Here is a 19,034-nt window from a genome sequence, read left to right as displayed (position 1 = left end):
TCGACACACGCCGCATGCAGCACGAGGAACAAGGGATGTTCGCGCCGGCCAATGAAACCCACTTTGCCCTGACCATCGAAGGTCTTTCCGCCGATTTCCAGGTGTTTACCCTCACCGGTCGGGAAGCCGTCAGCCAGCCTTTCGTATTCGAGGTGGAGCTGGTCAGTGAGCAGCCGTCGCTGGACCTCGAAACCCTGCTGCACAAACCGGCCTTCCTGCAACTGTCGCCCGACGGCAGCGGCATCCACGGCCTGATCTACCGCGCCGCGCAAGGCGATTCCGGCAAGCGCCTGACGCGCTACTCCGTGACCCTGCGCCCGCAACTCGCGTACCTCGCCCACCGGATCAACCAGCGGATCTTCCAGAACCTCAGCGTGCCGAAAATCATCGGCAAGGTGCTCGAAGAACACGGTATCCAGGGCAATGCCTATGAGTTTCAGACCGGTTCGATCTACCCCGATCGCATCTACTGCGTGCAGTACGACGAATCGGACCTGCATTTCATCCAGCGCCTGTGCGAAGAAGAAGGCATTCACTACCACTTCCAGCACACCGCGACGGCGCACAAACTGGTGTTCGGCGATGACCAGACGGTGTTTAAGAAACTGGCGCCGGTGGCCTATCAGCAGGACTCCGGCATGGTCGCCAGCGACCCGGTGATCAAGCGCTTCGACCTTCGCCTGGAAACCCGCACCAGCCGCACCACCCGCCGCGATTACGACTTCGAAAAACCGCGGATCACCCTCGAAAGCGAAAACCGTGGCGACGCCCTGCCCGACCTCGAGGACTACGATTACCCGGGCCGTTTCGTCGACCGCGAACGCGGCAAACACCTGGCCAAACGCGCCCTCGAACGTCATCGCAGCGACTTCCAGCTCGCCGAAGGCAAGAGCGACCAGCCGTTGCTGGTCAGCGGCCATTTCCTCGCGCTGAAAGAACACCCGAAGGCCAAGTGGAATGACCTGTGGCTGCTCACCGAAGTCCATCACGAAGGCAAGCAGCCGCAAGTGCTGGAAGAGTCGGTCACCAGCGACACCACCGCGCTGAAAGACGATTTCCATCAGGGCTACCGCAACCGCTTCCAGGCCACCCCGTGGGACGTGCCGAACCGCCCGCCCCTCAATCATCCAAAGCCGCGCATCCTCGGCAGCCAGAGCGCCGTGGTCACCGGCCCGAAAGGTGAAGAAATCCACTGCGACGAATACGGCCGCGTGAAAGTCCAGTTCCACTGGGACCGCGACGGCCTCGCCGACGACAAGACCAGTTGCTGGCTGCGCGTCTCCAGCGCCTGGGCCGGCGCCCAGTACGGCGGCATCGCCATCCCGCGCATCGGCATGGAAGTGCTGGTCACCTTCCTCGAAGGCGACCCCGACCAGCCGCTGATCAGCGGCTGCCTGTACCACAAGGAAAACACCGTCCCGTACGCCCTGCCGGCGAACAAGACGCGCACCACCTTCAAGACCCTGAGCTCGATGGGTGGCGGCGGCTTCAACGAACTGCGCATCGAAGACAAGAAAGGCCAGGAACAGATCTTCCTCCACGCCCAGCGCGACTGGGACGAGAACATCGAACACGACCAGAAAATCCGCGTCGGCAACGAACGCCACGACGTCGTGGAAAAGAACAGCTACACGGAATTCAAGGCCGAAGAACACCACACCGTCTACGCAGACCGCAAAGTCGAAACGAGGGCCAACGACCACCTGACCGTGGGCGTGAACCAGCACATCAAGATCGGCACCGGACAATTCATCGACGCTGGCCAGGAAATTCACCTGAGCAGTGGCATGAAGGTGGTGCTGGAGGCTGGGGCTGAACTGACGCTGGTCGGCGGTGGCAGCTTCATCAAGATCGATGGCGGCGGCGTGACCATGAGCGGGCCGGCGATCAACATCAACTCCGGTGGTGGACCGGGGAGCGGCACGGGTGCGGCGCCGTTGATGCCGGGGCCGTTGAAGCAGGCGGATGCCGACAAGGCGGGCGCCGTACTGACGCCGGCGCAGATCAATACCCTCAAGCGTAATGCGCCGTTTTGTGAAGAGTGTGAAAAATGCAAGGCAGGTGCCTGTGCCATCTAATCGACTGACACCCAAAGACTGGCTGGCGCAACAGCCGCTGCAGAAAGACGAACGTCTGTATCTGGTCATCAGCGCCGCCAGTGATGCCGAAGCGCTCAAGGCCTTGTATCAGAGCGAACCGTCCGTGCAGGCCATTCCCGTCTGGGGCGGAACGCCCTACTCCACCTGGCAACCGGTGATGCCATACGTCGCCGAACTCAAGACCAACTCGGCCTTCCTGCCCTGGATCACCGAAACCGACGCCCTCGACTGGGGCTGGCTGGCGGTCTCCCGCTCGGAGCCCAACGAAGTTTTCGAACACCTGCGCAGCTTGACCCAAGTGAAAATGCCGGACGGGACCGAAGTGTTTTTCCGGTTCTGGGATGGGCGGCATATCTATCCGATTCTTGAAGGGCTGGGTGAGACGGCTGGGGAAGTGTTGCCGGTGTTTGAGCGGTATCTGATCAATGGGCGGAGGCTGGAAGTCGGGCCGCGGGTGGTGCCGAAGGCGAAGGATTGGCCGTGGTGGGAGGTGCCGAAGAAGTTGCTGGATCAGTTGGCGAAAGAGGATCACACGACGCTGGTCGGCAACTTGATGCAGTGGCTCGAAGAAGCACGCCCGGACCTCTACAGCGCATGGCCCGAGAACAACCTGAAACTGAAAATCACCCGTTTCGTACGTCGCCCGGATGCTCCGGACAACCTTAAAGAAGCACTGTTAAACCACCTGATTCTGGAGCAAGGCTGATGGATCGCGTTGCCTTTGTTGATGCACAACTTTCCTCTTTCCCGGAAAGCTTGAAGGATTACCGAGAGCTGACAGAAAGCAAATATGCGGAGTGGTTGGATAAAGGGCCCCAATTCTTCGATAGACCAGCTTTTTTTGGACTGAGCAGATCCATAAAGCTCGGAAGCGCGAGCACTGCGGTCAGTGTGAAAGACAATGAATTCGAGTCTTCAGTCGCACAGTGCCCAAAGGATGGCAGACTGCTGATCGAAAGTAAGTTTGTTTCCGTAAACGACATTCCCGTAGGCAATATAACGGTCGAGGTCACTCCTAAAGAGGGTGGTACTGCTGTATCCATTACTCTCGATGCTGATGGCAAAGGTGTTTACAAGGGTATACCGGGAAAAAAATATTACGTTCGAGTACAAAGCTCTGTCACGACTAATCAATTGAATGAGTTGTTCAGCTCATACGATGGTTTCACAACACACCTAAAAAGCTGGCTCGATTCAGAATGGGTTAAATACCGGCCACTTTGGCCAAAGGAAACGCTTACTTCTTCTTACTTTGCCCAGCAGAAGGGAACACTAATTGGAAGTTGGGAAGCCGTTAAAGCGGCGTTCGACGGTATCAAGCGAATCTTTGAGATTCTGAAAAACCCAAAAAAATTCGGTGAGGAATTAGGAGAAAGTGCGAATGATCTCCTGAAGCTTGCAAAAGAGACACCAGCAGCGATGGAAAAGCTGATGCTACTTGCAAGTGATCAAGCCGCACTTTTTCTTATACTTAAGGCGTCGGGGATCTGGCTACTGCAACTCCCCCCAAGCATAATCTCCGGAAAAACAGCTGAAAAAATATCCAGCGCCGTAGTAACAGTATTAATTGACATACTCCTGGCGATAGTTCTCACCTTCGCCGCCGAAGGGTCAGGAATTGCTTACCTCGGTATTCGCCTTGTCAACTATGGCGCCAAAGTTATCGAAGCTGTTTCAGGATTCGTAAAATCCATATTCAGCATCGTTAAAAAATTCATGGAAGCCATCGAAAACTACAAAAAGCTCGCTACACGGGCTGTTGCTGGTACTTTCGAAAAAGGCAAGGTAAAGCTTGGCTGGGACCGACAAGATCATGCAAAAGTCGGTAGTTCAGAGCACGTTGACGACAAATCAAGGCAATCAACTAATCACGACGACAAAACCGTTGCTTGTACGAAAGAAACCTGTGTGAACGGCTGCCCAGTTTCGATGGTTACTGGGGAGGAATTGTTGACTCTAACTGATGGACAGTTAAATGGAGTTTTTCCATTCGAATGGACCCGTCTATATCGCACTAGTGCAGCGGAAGTAGACTGCGGGCTTGGCTACGGATGGAGCCATGCTCTGGCGCAGCGAGTAGAGGTCAATCATGACGGGATTATCTGGACAGATCATGAGAACCGTATTACCAGCTTTCCGCTTCCTAGCGAAAAACGGCCTGCTATTACTAACACTTTGGCTAAAGCTGCCATTTTTATCGGTGATGATCCATCTGAACTCATTCTGACCCAAGCTGGTGATCGCCCCCTGTTTTACCACTTTAGGCACGATAGTAAAGGTGCAACACTTGTTGCAATTACTGACCGATACCGTAACCGGCTTCACATTAGTCGCGATATTCATGGCCGTATCAAACGCGTTGATAATGGTGCAGGACGAGCACTGCTATTGCGTTACGACCGAAAGCACATTGTTGGCGTCGACTACCAACAGTTTCTTCCAGCAGAAAACTTGGAAGACGCTTGGAAAACCATACACACGCTTGTCACCTATGGGTATGACGAACATAGTCACCTCATAGACGCAAAGAATGCTGCTGGTGAAAGCGAACGCTACGCCTACAATATCCAACATGTGATTCTAGAAAGACAACTAGCTGGTGGTGCGAGCTTTTTTTGGGAATGGGAGAACGAGGGAAAATCCTCGCGCTGTATCCACCACTGGGCGAACTTTATCCAAATGGATGCTCGCTACACTTGGGACGATAAAGGAAGCGTCACTGTTACTAACGCTGATGGCAGTGAGGAGATCTACACTCATGACGATCAAGCAAGACTTGTAAGCAAGGTTGAGCCAGATGGTGCAGAACATCTAAACGTTTATGACGAAAAAGGTCGCCTTGTTGCCGAAAAAGATCCTCTGGGCGCGATAACCGAATACCAGTACAACGATGCAGGCCGATTGGAAGCACTTATACCACCAGAGGAACTACCTACGCTCTACGACTACACCTCCGGTTTTGTCTCCGAGATTCGTCGTGGCGATTCAATCTGGAAATACACACGGAATAAACAGGGTGATATTACTCAGCAAATAGATCCAGAAGGCTATATCACCAATTACTCCTATGACACTCAGGGCCGCCTTTTAGAGATCCGGCATGCAGATGGCAGTCGCCATCAATTGATCTGGAATAATCTGGGTGAATTACTTGAAGAACACCTTCCTGAAGGCGGCAAACGAAAATACCGTTATGACGCGCTTGGACGGCAAATTACTAGACAGGATGAAACTGGCGCAATTACTCAATATCAATGGGATGCGGTTCATCGTTTAACCCAGGTCACTCTGCCTGGCGGTAACAACCGAGCGTTCAGCTACAACGCATATGGCCGTATTACAGCTGAACGAGACGAACTCGGCCGCATCACACGCTACGAATACGCCGATAACCTGCACCTCGTCAGTCGCCGCATCAATCCGGACGGCAGCCAACTGCGCTACCGCTACGACAACTCGCGCCTGCTTCTGACCGAAATCGAAAACGAACGTGGCGAGCATTACCACCTCGACTATTTTGCAAATGGCCTGATCCAGCAGGAAACCGGTTTCGACGGCCGCCGCACCGCGTACGAATACGACCTCAACGGCCAGTTGCTGAAGAAGACCGAATTCGGCGACGACGGCAGCGAACTGGTCACCGAGTATCAGCGTGACGCTGCCGGACGACTGCTGGTGAAAACCCTCGCCGATGGCGAAGAGATTCACTACAGCTACGATGCCCTGGGCCGTTTGGTGAATGTCGACGACGGTCACTGGCCGCTGGCCTACGAATACGACGTGCAGGATCGCCTGATCACCGAACACCAGGGTTGGGGCACCACACGTTACGAATACGACAGCGTCGGACAACTGAGTCACTGCCGCCTCCCCGACGGCAGCACACTCGACTACCGCCATTTGTCCGGTGGACGTCTGAGCAGCATCGACCTCAACGGCTCACGCCTGACCAGCCACCAGTTCAGCGCCGGTCGCGAACAGCAGCGCCAGCAAGGACTGCTGCTTAGCCAATACCAGTACGACGAACAAGGTCGCCTGCAAGCGCACAGCGTCAGCCAGCGTGAAAAAAAACTGTTCCAGCGTCGCTACAACTACGACGCCAACGGCAACCTCGTCGGCATCGACGACAGCCGCAAGGGCAACCGCAGCTTCCACTACGACCCGCTGGACCGCTTGACCAGCGTACGTGGCGCGACACCGGAAACCTTCGCCCACGACCCGGCAGGTAACCTGCTGGGCCAGAACAACGAAGGCACAGCCAACCTCGCCAACGTCAAAGGCAATCGCCTGATGATGCAGGGCGACCGCCACTACGACTACGACGCCTATGGCAACCTGATCCGCGAACGCCGTGGCACCGGACAGAAACTTGTCACCGAATACCGCTACGACTGCCAGCATCGTTTGATTGGCGTTAGCCAACCGGGCGGCAGTACTGCGTCATACAAATACGACGCTTTCAGTCGCCGCATCGAGAAAACCGTCGATGGCCATACCACTGAATTTCTCTGGCAAGACGAGCGTCTGATCGTTGAAAGTGCCGACAACCGCTATCGCAGTTACATCTATGAACCCGGAACCTTCCGCCCGCTTGCCATGCTCGATGGTGAAGGCCCGCGCAAGGCGAACCCGTTCTATTACCAACTCGACCATCTTGGTACGCCGCAGGAACTCACAGACTACAGTGGCGAGATTATGTGGTCGGCCAAATACCGCGCCTACGGCAACCTCGCAGCACTAGACGTCAGCGAAATCGACAACCCGTTGCGATTCCAAGGACAGTACTTCGACGCGGAAACGGGGTTACATTACAACCGACACCGCTACTACAATCCGAGGACTGGGCGGTTTCTGACGCCAGATCCGATCAAGCTTGCCGGTGGGTTGAATAACTACCAGTACGTGCCTAACCCTACGGGCTGGGTGGATCCGCTGGGTTTGAATACATGCCCCGGTGGAGATAAATGCATCCCGGGACAAGGAGCTGAAGTACCTGAGGAGAAGGCCAAAGCAAATCAGGGAGATGCATCTCCACCAAGGGCTGCATCAGTCAACTGGAAAGGTTTTTCATCTGGAAAACTACAGCCTCATTATCAAAAACATGTAATTGATCAAAAAGAATTTGGAGACATTTCCCAAACGGAGTATTTGAAACAGGCTAAAGAATTTTCCAAGGAATCCGGAAACTTCAATGAAACCAATGTTGGGAATTTTATAATCAAGCATGACCCAGCTACTGGAAGAATATTTGTTGGACACTTAAAGTCTCGAGAAATTAGAACATTCTATAGAGATGACGGAAGAAGCGCCGACGCCTTTCAATCCGCTATCGACTTAGCAAAGGGTTTATAGCATGAAAAAAATCAATAGGCAGCAAGCAGTAAATCAGATCTCTAAAGAAATTTTAATTTCCCTCAGTCATGACGAGCGTGAGTCACTCCTACTCGACTGGTGGGGAATTGACGATACTAGCCCAGAATTTCTCACTTTATCAGAGCAGTTGCAGCACTCAATCAAAACCAATGACGACTTGCCAAATGATATCAGCGACAGCAAATACGACGAACTTATCCAAGTTGCGCTAATATCAAAATTTAAAGGCGTCACAAATATATACCTTTCAAAAAAGCTAGCTTTGCTAAAGCTTGGCGACTACGAAGTATATGGAGATATTGAGCCTTTAGAAGTTTGCCCCTGCTGCGGCTATCACACACTCCCATCACTTGCAAACTATGACATTTGCGATTTATGTCACTGGGAAGATAACGGCACCAACTCCCTTGACTCTTATAGCAGTCCCAATCATATGACTCTTCGAGAAGCAAAAGAAAGATTCGTAAAAAAAGCCGAAAACTTGCCTTTAGACAAGTGGGCGAGAGGGGAAGACTGATAACAACCAAAGGGGCCACACCTATTTCTCGTTGAAAAAATAGAGCTGTCCCCTTTTCCCGAATTTGAAGGACAAAAATGAGCACCCAGAAGACTATCCCTAGAAAAGTTTGGTGGGGTTTGGAGGCAAAATCATATACAGAGATTGCGCAGGAACTACCTTCGCAGGATGAGTCACTTAGAAAGTGGATCGCAATCTACGCTGTTTATCATTTAAACTTTGAAAATAGATACCCTGGAGAGAGTTACTACAAGTTTCTAGAAGATGCAAAAAAATCTAAATACGTCATTATAGAATTCACTCTCCCAATCCACTTTCTCGAAACAAGAGACAGCATTGGCGCCAACGACACAACAATCACAAAGTGCAAAACCATGGAAACAGAGGAAGAAATAAACTCTTTTCTTTATGAAAACAACATAAACCCTGAGCTATTTACGCCCCCATGGACCTGCGAATACCCACTAGACTGAACTCAACAAAAATGAAGACAAAGGAGACAAAGGGGACAGATTTATTTTTAATATTTATTCAACAAAGAGCCTTAATTGAAAACAATATCAGTACCCCTTAACGCACTTGCAATGCAACGTCTAGACATGGACGAAGCTCAACCAAGTGATTTAGCTGAACTAATATTGACGAATAATCAATACGCCGACCTCTCCAATTCTGGAGCTTTTGAAAAAATCAATAAAACTTTAGGAACGCTAATTGACGAATACGAAGATGAATCCATCAAGGGGCGTAAAAATCTAGCAACCACGCTTGCATTCTTTAGCGACGCGTTTAATAGTAGCCATCTTGAAGTATTTAACGACATAGTAAAGCTCAACAAAATAGCAATTGAAAAAGAAACTGGAATATTCTTTTATTTTTAACCAACGCACCTTATAAAAATCAAACGATGAAGATTTATTTTCAGCTTAACAACCCCCCTTTCTAGAATACTAAAACTAGAGGACACAGATTTATTCTTTCCTTAAATAAAATAAATTCATCCCCTTTTTAGAATCCGTTCAAGGGGCAAAAATGACAGCACATAAATGTATCCCAAGAAGTGTATGGAACGGGCTCGACGGAACAGGCTACAACAACATTTCGCAAGAGCTAGAATCCAAAAACCATTCACTAAGAAAATGGATTTCATTATATGCCATCTACAAATACCCCTTTAACAATGACCCACATCAATATTACGACTTTATCCACCAGTCAAAAAATTTCCGATACGCATTAGTAATATTTACAATTCCCACCGAAACACTTGAAAAAAGCGATGGCGTGGACGACCGAGACATTTGTATCGCAAAAATAGAAACCATGAACTCTGAAGCGGAAATCAACGCCCTTCTTGAAAACCTCAACATAGACCCAGAACTGTTCACCACGCCATGGCGTTGTGAATACCCGCTCTAGTAGCCAAACTACAACCAGAGGGGCTTCCCACTGTCGTTTAAGCTGATGGAGCCACCATTCTGCAGGAGAAGAAATATTGCTAACAGACTTAGAATCTCGCATAGCACTCAAAGAATTGATCGAAAAATATCTCAAAGGAAGAGATCCCGATTACGACCGTTTGATCGAAATAGTCCAAGATCCAACGCGTCAAGTCCCGATCAGGGGAGTGCTGGAAAACATTCGACGATACAATAATTCTCAGTGCACGCATGAAGAACTAAAACTGATCAACGACCTTTTGTAAATATATGGGTGAGACGGTCTGATTGGTAGTGCCCACTTTTCATAACTAGCGACCCTTACGACTCCGTTAATCCTATTGAAACGTGGAAGTGAGCTTTAAAGATGATGATAGTACTTGACGGCTTAACCATTTCATCAGAGCAAGAGTTTCATAAAAAAATAGCCATTGCTTTTTCAGTGACGGATTTTTATGGAAACAATCTCAATGCCTTATGGGACTTACTCAGCGCCGGCGTGGAGCGCCCAATAGATTTAATATGGAAAGATTCTGAATCCTCTCAAAAAGACATGGGAGATTCGTTCAGCAAAATAATTAAAATTTTTGAACGCACAAAGCAACAGGACGTGAGCCTTGGACTGGAGGAAAAATTTAACTATTACCTAGAGTAACCACTGGAAAGCCAAAGCAAACGGCCAAAAATGACAGATTTATTCTTCATCGAAGAAAAATAAACCTACCCTCTCCCACCAGTCAATTTTTCATGAAAAAAAAACGTCTCACTTACGGTAAGATCAATGTTAGAAAGCAATAAAACAATATAAATCAATGGAGAGGACGCTCTTGAGGCTCTAGCGGAAATTGAATTTATCTTGATTTCTCTGCACAAGATCGGAAGCTACTATTTCGACAAGCCTGTCAACGATTACCAAAAAGCGACTACCGATTTTATTGACAACGAGCAGGTGACTCAAAGACTTGCGAAGGTAAGAAAAATCATCTCTACAAAATTTGATTCAAACCTCGGAGAGGATGACATGGACGATATTGAGCGTCATATGGAAGGAATCCAATTGTGGAAGCCTTAGACAACCTTTCCCTGCTATCCCAATAATTTGGTATTAACTCTAAAAACGATTGGGCATTTTTTATATTTCCAATCAAAGAAAAAACTCATCAAAAACCCTCCCACTAATAAACTCATGAAAATCACAATATCGCGCATAGTTAAAATCCACACAGAAAAGACCCTTGTTGAATTCTCCACCCCTTACGGAGAAGGTCTTTCAAGCTTATTCACTCTAGAGGCAATAGAAAACCGTTCCTATGACGTCGAAATAAATATTGATGATTATTTCTATTGGGGTAAAAACATCTCCACATCAATGAGCAACACACCATCAATTCGCCACGAATCAGAAACAACCTATATAACAGCAGAGCTGATTTCTATTAGCAAAGATGGATGCGGCTCGCTACAATTCGGCAACTCCATCATCCTCATCCCACTAAAAAACGAAAATAGAGATCTTATTTTTCCGAGCTTTATAGAGATTTCAGCTATTCAAATCACCCTTTACCCAACCAACACCTGAGCAGTGCTAAAAAAGCCCCCTCAAATACCCCTGGATATCACTAAATGAACACAAGCAAAATCATCACTCTCGGAGCCAAAATAACTCTCGATGACATTTCCCAGCTTGATCAAACAATCGATATTTCTCTCGAAATAGAAAACTTAAAAGAAGACCTTTTTCAAGCGACTTTCCCATGCGGCCAAATACTCGATATCGGATGGTATCCAGAATTCAGTACATACGGTTCCTTTGTAATCTCTTTAATCCGCAATCAAGACTGGCAAAATTCGACTCATTGTGAAAAAGCCAAAAACTGGGAAGAGTTCAAAATCGCGCTAGAGAACATATTGAAAAATCTGGAAAGCTAGTATCGATAAACGCTTCCGATATATGGAGTAAACCACCTTACCAAAACAACATCACCGCTATCCCCCCTCAATCATCCCCTCCAAAACCTCATACTTAACCACCACCCGATTCCCATACAACCGCTCCCTCTCCACCAACGCCCCCACCTGCCCCTTCTCCCTCACCTCCCGCCAAATCTCATTCTCCCGATACACCCGCTCCCCCTCCCGCACAAACCGTTGCCCCACCTCAAACACGTGATACCGATACTCCCGCTCCCGATCACACAGCAACTCCCCCTCCAACTGCGTCTCCCCGACCTTCAACTTCAGCTGAAAGCTGCGATCCGTCGGGTTGTGCAGTACCAGGTCGATGTAGTTGTAGAAGATCGCCGCGCCGGAGCCGAATGGCAGGACGCGGCCGTCGTCCGGGAAGGGGTCGAAGCTGTGGTTGGCGCGTTCGATGACGACCAGGGGTGAGTGAATGGCCATCCAGTGGATGAGGTTGCTGAGTTGGCAGATGCCGCCGCCGATGCCGGTGCGGGCTTCGCCGAATGAGAGTTCCATGCCTTCGACATAGCCGCGTTGGCGGGTCGGGCGGCCGACGAGGCGGCAGAAGGAGAAATATTCGCCGGGGGCGATGGTGACGCCATCGATGGCGGCGACGGCGAGTTTGAGGTTGATGACTTTGTTGTGTTGCAGCGCGAGGTCGGAGTCGCCGAGTTTGCGGATCAGTTTTGAGGTGTGTTTGAGGTAGCGGTAAGGCAGGCGCGCGGACGTTGTGGCAGGCCGCGCGTAGCGTTTGCTCGAGCAGTGCCAGGCGATGTGGCGGAACAGTCTTTTTTGCCACACGCGCAGCCAGTAAAGGGCCGGGTGGTAGAGGGAAAGTGGTTTCATCCTTGGCGAACGGCGCGGGCCGTGGTCTTCCTTGAGCTTTAAAGGGCGGCGCATCTTACCGTGGAACCGCGCTTGATCGCCAAGCGCCTCGCCGGTGTCGCAAGCCGTAACAAGTCGCCCGGCCCGGGCGCTCGGAAATTAAGCTTCAACTAAGGTTGCGTCCCTACCATCCGGGCCACAAAGCAGCGGTTCTGTGTGCTGATTGCCGTCAGCAGAACCCTTCAACTTGAAGTGAGCCCGGACCATGAGTGCGATCGATTCCACCTCTAAACAACTGCCCGCCTTCAGTCTTGTATTGGTCAATTACAAGACGCCGGAAATAACCCGGATGTGCCTGGAGTTTCTCCAGCAATACGTCAAGGAGCATCAAATTCCGGTGTGGGTGGTGGACAACGATTCCGCCGATGAAAGCCTGATCTACTTGCGGTCTCTGGACTGGATCAACTTGATCGAGCGCCCTTCACCCGGCAAGGAAGCGGGACATATCGCTCATGGCAAGGCACTTGATCTGGCACTTGCGAAAGTTGAAACCGATTACCTGTTTTTGCTGCACACCGACACTTTCGTTTTTGACAGTACTGTCTTTTCGATGATGATGAATGAGTGCATGCAATCTTTGGATACAGCGGCGGTAGGTTGCGTCGAGCAATTGGATCGCGGCGTGCTTAGAGACACCTGGCGTTTGTCTTCGCGTTACTTCAAACACTATTTCCGCCGGGCAAAACAGCAATTGGGATTGCCGTCCAGAGATCCAAAACCCTACCGGGAAACTCACCTGAAAAGCTTCTGCACCTTGTGGAATGCACGGCTGATCAAGGTTCACGGGTTGCATTTTTCGATGGACGACCGGGTCCCGGGATACACGCTGCAGGATCGTTTAAGCAGCCTTGGCTACGGCATCAAATGTCTCTCGCCGCGGACGATCTTCCGCTACCTCGATCACATCCAGGCCGGCACCGTGGCAGCTATCGGTGGATACGGCACACAGCACCGCCGCACCACCATGTATCAGGAAACGCTCAAGCGCCTGCAGTTACAACAAGGCATGCGACCTGCAAAATAGTAAGACAATAAAAAAGGGCGACTTCAAAGTCGCCCTTTTTGCATCTGAATTCTTTGGCCTCCACTCCGAGGAGGTGTTCGCCCAGTGTAATGGCCTGGCAATCCATGCACCGGTAAAGAGCCCTGACACTGGGCGAACGCGAAGGATTTTAATGGAAGTTGGCGGATATGTCGTGCAAATTGAAGATGAAATTTATGTACTAAAACGTTAACGGATATTGATGACCGATATTTCCCGACAAACTTTCAGAATTATCCGACTCGAACATTTTATATGACTGTTCTCATACCATTACTTGTACAAGAACAGCCATTCTGTAGAGTCAATACTCAACTTTCATGCTGACTGGTCACTTTTAATACATCGGTGTAAGTGACCACGACGCTTTGCCCGACTTTCAAATCTTTCAGTTTGGCCTGAATATCAGGCTTTTCGACGTTGAGGGTTTTCGACTGGCCCGACGGGTTTTCCAGGGTCACCTGGTTTTTCGCCAAATCAATTTTGGTGATTTTCAGTTGCACCTGAACCTGGCGGAAGGCCTCGCCACCGGGGTTACTGCTGCCCACGGCGTTGCGCAGCTCACCCGTGCGCTCGGTAGAGCCTGGCAGACCTTTATCCACGTCGGTGTCCAGATAAGCGGCCACAGAGCGGGTCACTTCGATCTGTACCAGATCGCCCACTTTCAAATTACCGAGGTTTTTCGCCTTGTCGCTGAGCTGAATGTGCACCTGGCGACCTTCCGCGCCTTCCAGAACCACTTGATGATTGGCCGGGTCAACCGCCAGCACTTTGGTGGTGACCCGGTCGGCCTCGACAGCGGCCGAAAGCGGTATATCGGCGGCCACCGCCGAAAAGCTGGCAGTAGAAAGGACAGTGGCAAGTGCAATGGCGTGCGTCAGTGCTTGGAGCTTCATAAGCGGTACTTTCCCTGTGATGGATGGCAACACCCGGCGCCAACGTGGTCAGCGACGGATGTGCCAGTGAGCATAGACGCGCTTCAGGGTTTGTTCCGTGATCGTTGCGCAGTGTCCTGCGCCGTGGACTCGCCACTGGGGGTGCCTTTACCGGAGCTCTGCCGCTGTTTGGGATCGGTGGGGCGCAGCGCGTCGTTGTCGCGCTCGGTTTCACCCGGCGGACGAGGTTCGTCGGGGTGCTCGCTATCAGGAACAGTCTTCATGTCGGACCTCCTCAGGCTTCCGGGTCATCGAGTTCCCGCGTGACGTTCACAGCAGGTGAGTCCTTGTGCAGGTCATCGGCTTTGGCTCTAAGGATCTGCCACTGCTCAAGATCGATGGCACCTTGACCAAGCAAATCGTCAGCAATGCGCTGCAGATCGAAGTAATGGGCATCCGGGGATTGTTGCCAGTACGTCTGATCGTCAAACATTTGCTGCCAGGTCGTCAGGTCTGGAGATTTCAGTTCCTCGCTCATGGATCGGATCCTCGGCCATGTTCCTCGGTAGAGGGGGCATCCCGGACAGAGTTCCAATCGATTCCTTCGCGGCACGGCGCGCGGAATCAATACCCGGTCATCTCCAGATAACCCTGCCCGCTCCGATTGCCGCTCAGGCGCACCGGCCCTTCCCAATACGGAATGCGCAGGTTCATCCAGGCGTCGGGGTTGATTGCATCGAGGGTGATCTGCAGATTTTTTTCCGGAATGCCGATCGACCAGCGCACCGGCATCGAACGTCCGGCGACCTTCGCAGTGTTCTGCGGGGTCAGCTTGATCTGGTCGGCGTGCAGGGTTTCGGTCTGGCCATCGGCGGCAATCCACGTGCCGGTGAGGTACGGCGCCCCTTCCTTCTGGCGCATGCGGTAGAGCATGACGTGTTCGCCGCTGTCCAGATGCAAGGAGAACCAGTCCCAGCCCGTCTGATTGGCGGTCAGAGGTTGACTGCTCCACTCACGATCAAGCCACGCCGGGCCGTTGACGGTGTAGGTCTGGCCATCGATCTGCAGGGTGCCGCTGGCCTGGAAAAACGGTTGGCTGTAGTAATACGACGCCTGGCCCTGTTCGGATTTCTGGCTGAAACCCTTGTCGCCTTGCAACACCAGCGGGCGGCTGGAGGTCAGGCGCAGTTGATAGCTGAAGTTCTTGTCCCGGGCGCTGAGTTGCAGGTCGGCCAGCGGATCGCTCGCCTGACTGACGAAACGCCAGTCATCGATCCACGCCTCGAACGGCGCCGCATGCACGCCGGCCTGCCCCACGCCGCCACGGGCGTAACGCTCGGCGGCATGGTGGACGCTGGCCGAGGTCACCGCCGCATGCCCGAGCCAGATCGTCTGGTTTGCCCAGCCCGGCTGCTGCGGTGAGGCGTTCAGAGCGCTGCGAAACAACGTCCACTGCACGCCGAAATCGTTACCCTGCGCATCCTTGAGATTGGCCGTCACGTACCACCATTCAATGCGAAAACCGTCATGGGCGCCGTGATCCGCCGGAAAGCTGAATACCCGTCCCGGCACCACCGGCGTGAAGGCCTGTGCCTGAGCGCCCATCCCGGCGAAACCCTTCTGCTCCGGTGCGGGGTTGTCGCAACCACTCAACAACAACGCCAGAAACACCAGCGCAAACCTAGTCCTCATGGGCAAACGTCCTCAGCAGGTCCGCCGGTTGCGTGCGGTACAGCGAATACAGCGGCCACGCCGAGGCCAGCAACGTCGCCAGCAGCGCCAGCCCCATCAGTTGCAGCAACTGCAATGGAAACACCCGCAGCGGCAGACGCCAGCCAAAGGCCTGAACGTTAATAACCGCGTCCAGGCACCACGCCAGGCCGATGCCCAACGGCAAGGCCAGCACCAGCGTCAGCAGCGCCAACAGCCACGTTTGCCCGAGATTGAGCAACATCAACTGCCGTCGCGTCACGCCCAGGGCCCACAACGGTGCGAGCTGGCCGAGACGGCTCTGGCTCTGGGTCAGCAGGCTGATGAACAGCGCCACGCCGGCGACGGCAAGCGTCAGGCTATTCAGCGCGGCGGTCGCGGCGAAGGTGCGTTCGAAGACTTGCACCGACCAACCCTTGAGCCGCGCCTGATCGACGATCCGGCTGTCATCGAGTTGGAAACGTGCCTGCAAGGCCGTGAGCAACGCCGGGATGTTCGGGGGGTCGATGCGCAGGTTGAAGCGGTTCGGCGTCAGCTGCGGCCAGCCGCGCAACAGGTGATTGCTGTTGACCAGCACATGACCCTTGGGATTGCCGTAATCGGCGTAGATCCCGACTATGCGCGGCGACCACGACCCGCCCGGCGTGGGAATCGTCAGGTGATCGCCCGGCGTCACTTTCAAGCGCCGCGCCAGTTGTTCGCTGAGCATCACCGCATCGTCCTTGGCCAGCGCCGCCCACGGGTCGTCTCTTCGAGATTCGAGCAACGGCCAGTGCTGGCGATAGTGCGGATGATCGATGATCCCGAACACGTCCGCCGGCCAGCCTTGCAGCGTCACCGAAACCTGCCAGTTGGGCATAATCGCGGTGACGCTCGGTTGCTGTTTGAGCCACGTGTACAGCTCTCGCGCCTGCGCCGGGTTGCTCGGGTTCAGATAAAGCTCGGCTGTGAGCCGTTGTTCGAGCCAGTCGTTGAAGGTCTGGCGAAAACCGGCGGTCATGCTGCCGGCGCCGATGTTCGCCGCCATCGCCAGCAGCAGCGCCATCAAGGCCAGGCTCAGCGCCGGCAATTGCTGGCGGCAATCGGCGAGAAACCATTGCCCGAGCACCGAGCGGCTGCGCCCGAGCAAACCGTTGAGCAGCGCGCTGAGCAACACCGGCAACGCCAGTGCGGCGCCGAGCAACAGCCCCGCCATCAACACAAAACCGCTGGCCAGGCTGTTGCCCCACACCAGCGCGGCCAAGGCAATCACTGCACATACGCCGGCCACCCAACCCTGACGCCGCAACCAGCGCGCATGTTGCTGATGCCAGGCCTGCGGATCCGCCACCGCCAGCAATGGCAGTCGCGCTGCACGCAGCAAACTGTTGGCCCCGGCCAGCAACGCGCCGAGCAGGCTCAAGCCGATACCGCTGAACCACCACCAAGGACTCAGGCGCAACTGCCCCGCCACTTCCGCGCCGTACAGACCGCGCAGGCTGGCCGCGACGTCCGGCAACAGCACGCTCGCCAGCCAGTAACCGCTGACCACGCCGAACAATCCGCCGATCAACGCCAACGCGCCAAGCTCAACGATCAGGCAAGCGATCAGCATCCGCGCGCTGACCCCGCAGGCCCTCAAGGTGCGCAGCAATCCCCGGCGTTGCTCCAGCGCGAGACCGATAGCCGCGTGAACAATGAACAACCCAACGATGAACGAGAGAAACCCGAGGGCATCGAGGTTGAGGTGGAAGCTTTCGGTCAGTCGAGCAAGGTTGTTTTCTTCGCCACTGCTTTTGAGCTGTAACTGGCCTTTGAACGCGGCCGGCACCTCGGCGTGAAAATCCTTCGGCAACAGCAGACGTGACAGTTGATCGGGCTGTTCGAGCACGCGCTGAGCGACGCCAATGTCCACCAGCAGCACGCCGGGTGCCATGTCGGTTTGCGCGCGCAGCGGCGGCAGCGTCTGAGCGGTTTCGGTGGCCGGGGTCGCGCCCTCGGCGAGGTTCAGCGCCCGCAAGGTTTCGGGAGAAATCCAGGTGCTGCCCGGCGGACTGAAGAACTCGACGATGCGCTCGATCGGCATCGCCTGCCCGGCCACCGCGCTGTCGCCGGGTAACGACACCGGCTCGATGCCCATCAATTGCAGACGCTGGTTTTCGTGGCCTTTAAGAATCAGGCGCCCTTGCAGCACCGGCGACACCGGCCAGCCCAGGCGCCGCAGATCAACGAACCATTGTTGCGGGAACGTCGCGCCGTTTGGCGTGCTGAGGCTGGCCTGGGGTTCGCCGCCAACCAACTGGCTGGCCCGGGCGTAACTGTCCCGCGCCTGACTGTTGAGCGCTTCGACTCCGGTCAACAGACTGGTGGCCAACCACAACCCGGTCAGCACGCTGAAAAACTGCACCGGATGGCGCCGCCAGTGACTGAGCAGCGCCATCAACGCGTGGCGGAAAACCTTCACGTCAAGCGACCGCTGGACAGCACCACGCGCTCCGCCAGCCGCGCCGCCACGCGTTGACTGTGGGTGACCATCAGCAAGGTGGTCGGAGTGTCATCGAGCAATTCCAGCAACAGCCGCAACACTTCGTCGCTGGTGGCTTCGTCGAGGCTGCCCGTGGGCTCGTCGGCCAGCAACAGTTTCGGTTGCGCCGCCAGCGCCCGGCCGAGCGCAACCCGCTGTTGCTGGCCGCCGGAGAGTTGTTCGGGATAGCGCTTGAGTAATTCGCCCAGCCCCAGACGCTGCACCAGATGATGCTGCCAGCGCGGGTCATGCCGCCCGGCCAGCCGCGCCTGAAACGCCAGGTTGTCTTCGATGCGCAGGCTGCCGATCAGGTTGTACTGCTGGAACACCAGACCGATTTCGGTGCGCCGCCAGTTGGCCAGTTGCGCCTCGTTCATCCGGTCCAGCCGATGTTCGCCGCTGCTGATGCTGCCGCTGTCGACTTTGTCGAGCCCGGCGATCAGGTGCAGTAGCGTGCTCTTGCCGCTGCCCGACTCGCCCATCAGCGCCAGACTGCTGCCGGGCTTGAGCGTCAGGTCGATGCCTTGCAGCACCGGCAACGGGCCTTGCGGGGTGAGGTAGCTTTTGAAGACGTTTTGAACCTGGAGCATGCCGCCATCCGATCGATCCGTGTCGGCCAAGGATAGCGGATA

The 19,034-nt window shown here is 53.8% G+C and carries 18 protein-coding genes; 11 read left to right on the top strand and 7 right to left on the bottom strand.

The features are described 5' to 3' along the window. Positions 1-35 precede the first annotated feature (35 nt). The 10 genes from tssI (at position 36) to ABTV87_RS11020 (ending at position 11,357) form a co-directional block, all read left to right on the top strand. Positions 36-2,078, top strand: coding sequence for a type VI secretion system tip protein TssI/VgrG (tssI, locus tag ABTV87_RS11065; protein ID WP_433899488.1), 2,043 nt, complete (start codon positions 36-38; stop codon positions 2,076-2,078). Beyond that, complete coding sequence (locus ABTV87_RS11060; RefSeq protein WP_433899487.1) at positions 2,068-2,805, top strand: DUF4123 domain-containing protein; 738 nt, start codon at positions 2,068-2,070, stop codon at positions 2,803-2,805. Before tssI ends, ABTV87_RS11060 begins: the two co-directional genes overlap by 11 nt. Then, complete coding sequence (locus tag ABTV87_RS11055) at positions 2,805-7,451, top strand: RHS repeat-associated core domain-containing protein (protein WP_433899486.1); 4,647 nt, start codon at positions 2,805-2,807, stop codon at positions 7,449-7,451. Before ABTV87_RS11060 ends, ABTV87_RS11055 begins: the two co-directional genes overlap by 1 nt. A gap of 1 nt (position 7,452) precedes the next feature. After that, complete coding sequence (locus ABTV87_RS11050; protein ID WP_433899485.1) at positions 7,453-7,989, top strand: CPCC family cysteine-rich protein; 537 nt, start codon at positions 7,453-7,455, stop codon at positions 7,987-7,989. A 77-nt stretch (positions 7,990-8,066) separates the two neighbouring features. Continuing rightward, positions 8,067-8,462, top strand: a complete 396-nt coding sequence (locus ABTV87_RS11045) for a hypothetical protein (RefSeq protein ID WP_433899484.1) — start codon at positions 8,067-8,069, stop codon at positions 8,460-8,462. A 75-nt stretch (positions 8,463-8,537) separates the two neighbouring features. Continuing rightward, positions 8,538-8,870 carry a hypothetical protein gene (locus ABTV87_RS11040; protein ID WP_433899483.1) on the top strand — a complete coding sequence of 111 codons (333 nt, stop codon included), beginning with the start codon at positions 8,538-8,540 and terminating at the stop codon, positions 8,868-8,870. A 151-nt stretch (positions 8,871-9,021) separates the two neighbouring features. Continuing rightward, positions 9,022-9,408 (top strand): hypothetical protein, encoded by a 387-nt coding sequence (locus ABTV87_RS11035; RefSeq protein WP_433899482.1) that lies wholly within the window; start codon positions 9,022-9,024, stop codon positions 9,406-9,408. 387 nt (positions 9,409-9,795) lie between these two features. Further along, positions 9,796-10,083: a barstar family protein gene (locus ABTV87_RS11030; protein WP_433899481.1), complete on the top strand. Its 288-nt coding sequence runs from the start codon at positions 9,796-9,798 to the stop codon at positions 10,081-10,083. Between the two features lie 531 nt (positions 10,084-10,614). Further along, on the top strand, positions 10,615-11,007 hold the full coding sequence (locus ABTV87_RS11025; RefSeq protein WP_433899480.1) for a hypothetical protein: 393 nt from the start codon (positions 10,615-10,617) through the stop codon (positions 11,005-11,007). A gap of 44 nt (positions 11,008-11,051) precedes the next feature. Further along, the gene (locus ABTV87_RS11020) at positions 11,052-11,357 is read left to right on the top strand and encodes a hypothetical protein (protein ID WP_433899479.1); all 306 of its coding nucleotides are present in this window, start codon (positions 11,052-11,054) and stop codon (positions 11,355-11,357) included. A 57-nt stretch (positions 11,358-11,414) separates the two neighbouring features. On the opposite strand, the gene ABTV87_RS11015 is transcribed toward ABTV87_RS11020, so the two are convergent. Next, on the bottom strand, positions 11,415-12,233 hold the full coding sequence (locus tag ABTV87_RS11015; protein WP_433899848.1) for a VanW family protein: 819 nt from the start codon (positions 12,231-12,233) through the stop codon (positions 11,415-11,417). A gap of 244 nt (positions 12,234-12,477) precedes the next feature. Between ABTV87_RS11015 and ABTV87_RS11010 the strand changes: the two genes are divergently transcribed. Beyond that, on the top strand, positions 12,478-13,296 hold the full coding sequence (locus ABTV87_RS11010; RefSeq protein WP_433899478.1) for a glycosyltransferase family 2 protein: 819 nt from the start codon (positions 12,478-12,480) through the stop codon (positions 13,294-13,296). A gap of 329 nt (positions 13,297-13,625) precedes the next feature. Here ABTV87_RS11010 and ABTV87_RS11005 read toward each other — a convergent pair whose 3' ends face one another. From ABTV87_RS11005 to ABTV87_RS10980, 6 genes are all read right to left on the bottom strand, one after another. Beyond that, on the bottom strand, positions 13,626-14,210 hold the full coding sequence (locus ABTV87_RS11005) for a hypothetical protein (protein ID WP_433899847.1): 585 nt from the start codon (positions 14,208-14,210) through the stop codon (positions 13,626-13,628). 83 nt (positions 14,211-14,293) lie between these two features. After that, positions 14,294-14,473, bottom strand: coding sequence for a hypothetical protein (locus ABTV87_RS11000; protein WP_221535081.1), 180 nt, complete (start codon positions 14,471-14,473; stop codon positions 14,294-14,296). An 11-nt stretch (positions 14,474-14,484) separates the two neighbouring features. After that, positions 14,485-14,727 (bottom strand): hypothetical protein, encoded by a 243-nt coding sequence (locus tag ABTV87_RS10995; RefSeq protein WP_127797575.1) that lies wholly within the window; start codon positions 14,725-14,727, stop codon positions 14,485-14,487. An 86-nt stretch (positions 14,728-14,813) separates the two neighbouring features. Beyond that, entirely contained in the window at positions 14,814-15,881 is a 1,068-nt protein-coding gene (locus tag ABTV87_RS10990) for a lipocalin-like domain-containing protein (RefSeq protein WP_221535080.1), read from the bottom strand. Beyond that, the gene (locus ABTV87_RS10985; protein WP_433899477.1) at positions 15,871-18,342 is read right to left on the bottom strand and encodes an FtsX-like permease family protein; all 2,472 of its coding nucleotides are present in this window, start codon (positions 18,340-18,342) and stop codon (positions 15,871-15,873) included. The genes ABTV87_RS10990 and ABTV87_RS10985 overlap by 11 nt, the downstream gene beginning before the upstream one ends. Further along, positions 18,339-18,992, bottom strand: a complete 654-nt coding sequence (locus ABTV87_RS10980) for an ABC transporter ATP-binding protein (protein ID WP_007956196.1) — start codon at positions 18,990-18,992, stop codon at positions 18,339-18,341. Before ABTV87_RS10980 ends, ABTV87_RS10985 begins: the two co-directional genes overlap by 4 nt. Positions 18,993-19,034: the final 42 nt, after the last annotated feature.

Source organism: Pseudomonas sp. PSE1(2024), assembly GCF_050990555.1.
Lineage (GTDB): Bacteria > Pseudomonadota > Gammaproteobacteria > Pseudomonadales > Pseudomonadaceae > Aquipseudomonas > Aquipseudomonas aphyarum.
Note: the sequence above shows the minus strand (reverse complement) of the source record. Positions and strands in the feature narration are given on the sequence as shown.

Coding starts and splice junctions, on each gene's coding strand:
- tssI (WP_433899488.1), top strand. CDS start 36: ATGTTCGCGCCGGCCAATGAAACCCACTTTGCCCTGACCATCGAAGGT.
- ABTV87_RS11055 (WP_433899486.1), top strand. CDS start 2,805: ATGGATCGCGTTGCCTTTGTTGATGCACAACTTTCCTCTTTCCCGGAA.
- ABTV87_RS11050 (WP_433899485.1), top strand. CDS start 7,453: ATGAAAAAAATCAATAGGCAGCAAGCAGTAAATCAGATCTCTAAAGAA.
- ABTV87_RS11045 (WP_433899484.1), top strand. CDS start 8,067: ATGAGCACCCAGAAGACTATCCCTAGAAAAGTTTGGTGGGGTTTGGAG.
- ABTV87_RS11035 (WP_433899482.1), top strand. CDS start 9,022: ATGACAGCACATAAATGTATCCCAAGAAGTGTATGGAACGGGCTCGAC.
- ABTV87_RS11030 (WP_433899481.1), top strand. CDS start 9,796: ATGATGATAGTACTTGACGGCTTAACCATTTCATCAGAGCAAGAGTTT.
- ABTV87_RS11025 (WP_433899480.1), top strand. CDS start 10,615: ATGAAAATCACAATATCGCGCATAGTTAAAATCCACACAGAAAAGACC.
- ABTV87_RS11020 (WP_433899479.1), top strand. CDS start 11,052: ATGAACACAAGCAAAATCATCACTCTCGGAGCCAAAATAACTCTCGAT.
- ABTV87_RS11015 (WP_433899848.1), bottom strand. CDS start 12,233: ATGAAACCACTTTCCCTCTACCACCCGGCCCTTTACTGGCTGCGCGTG.
- ABTV87_RS11010 (WP_433899478.1), top strand. CDS start 12,478: ATGAGTGCGATCGATTCCACCTCTAAACAACTGCCCGCCTTCAGTCTT.
- ABTV87_RS11005 (WP_433899847.1), bottom strand. CDS start 14,210: ATGAAGCTCCAAGCACTGACGCACGCCATTGCACTTGCCACTGTCCTT.
- ABTV87_RS11000 (WP_221535081.1), bottom strand. CDS start 14,473: ATGAAGACTGTTCCTGATAGCGAGCACCCCGACGAACCTCGTCCGCCG.
- ABTV87_RS10995 (WP_127797575.1), bottom strand. CDS start 14,727: ATGAGCGAGGAACTGAAATCTCCAGACCTGACGACCTGGCAGCAAATG.
- ABTV87_RS10990 (WP_221535080.1), bottom strand. CDS start 15,881: ATGAGGACTAGGTTTGCGCTGGTGTTTCTGGCGTTGTTGTTGAGTGGT.
- ABTV87_RS10980 (WP_007956196.1), bottom strand. CDS start 18,992: ATGCTCCAGGTTCAAAACGTCTTCAAAAGCTACCTCACCCCGCAAGGC.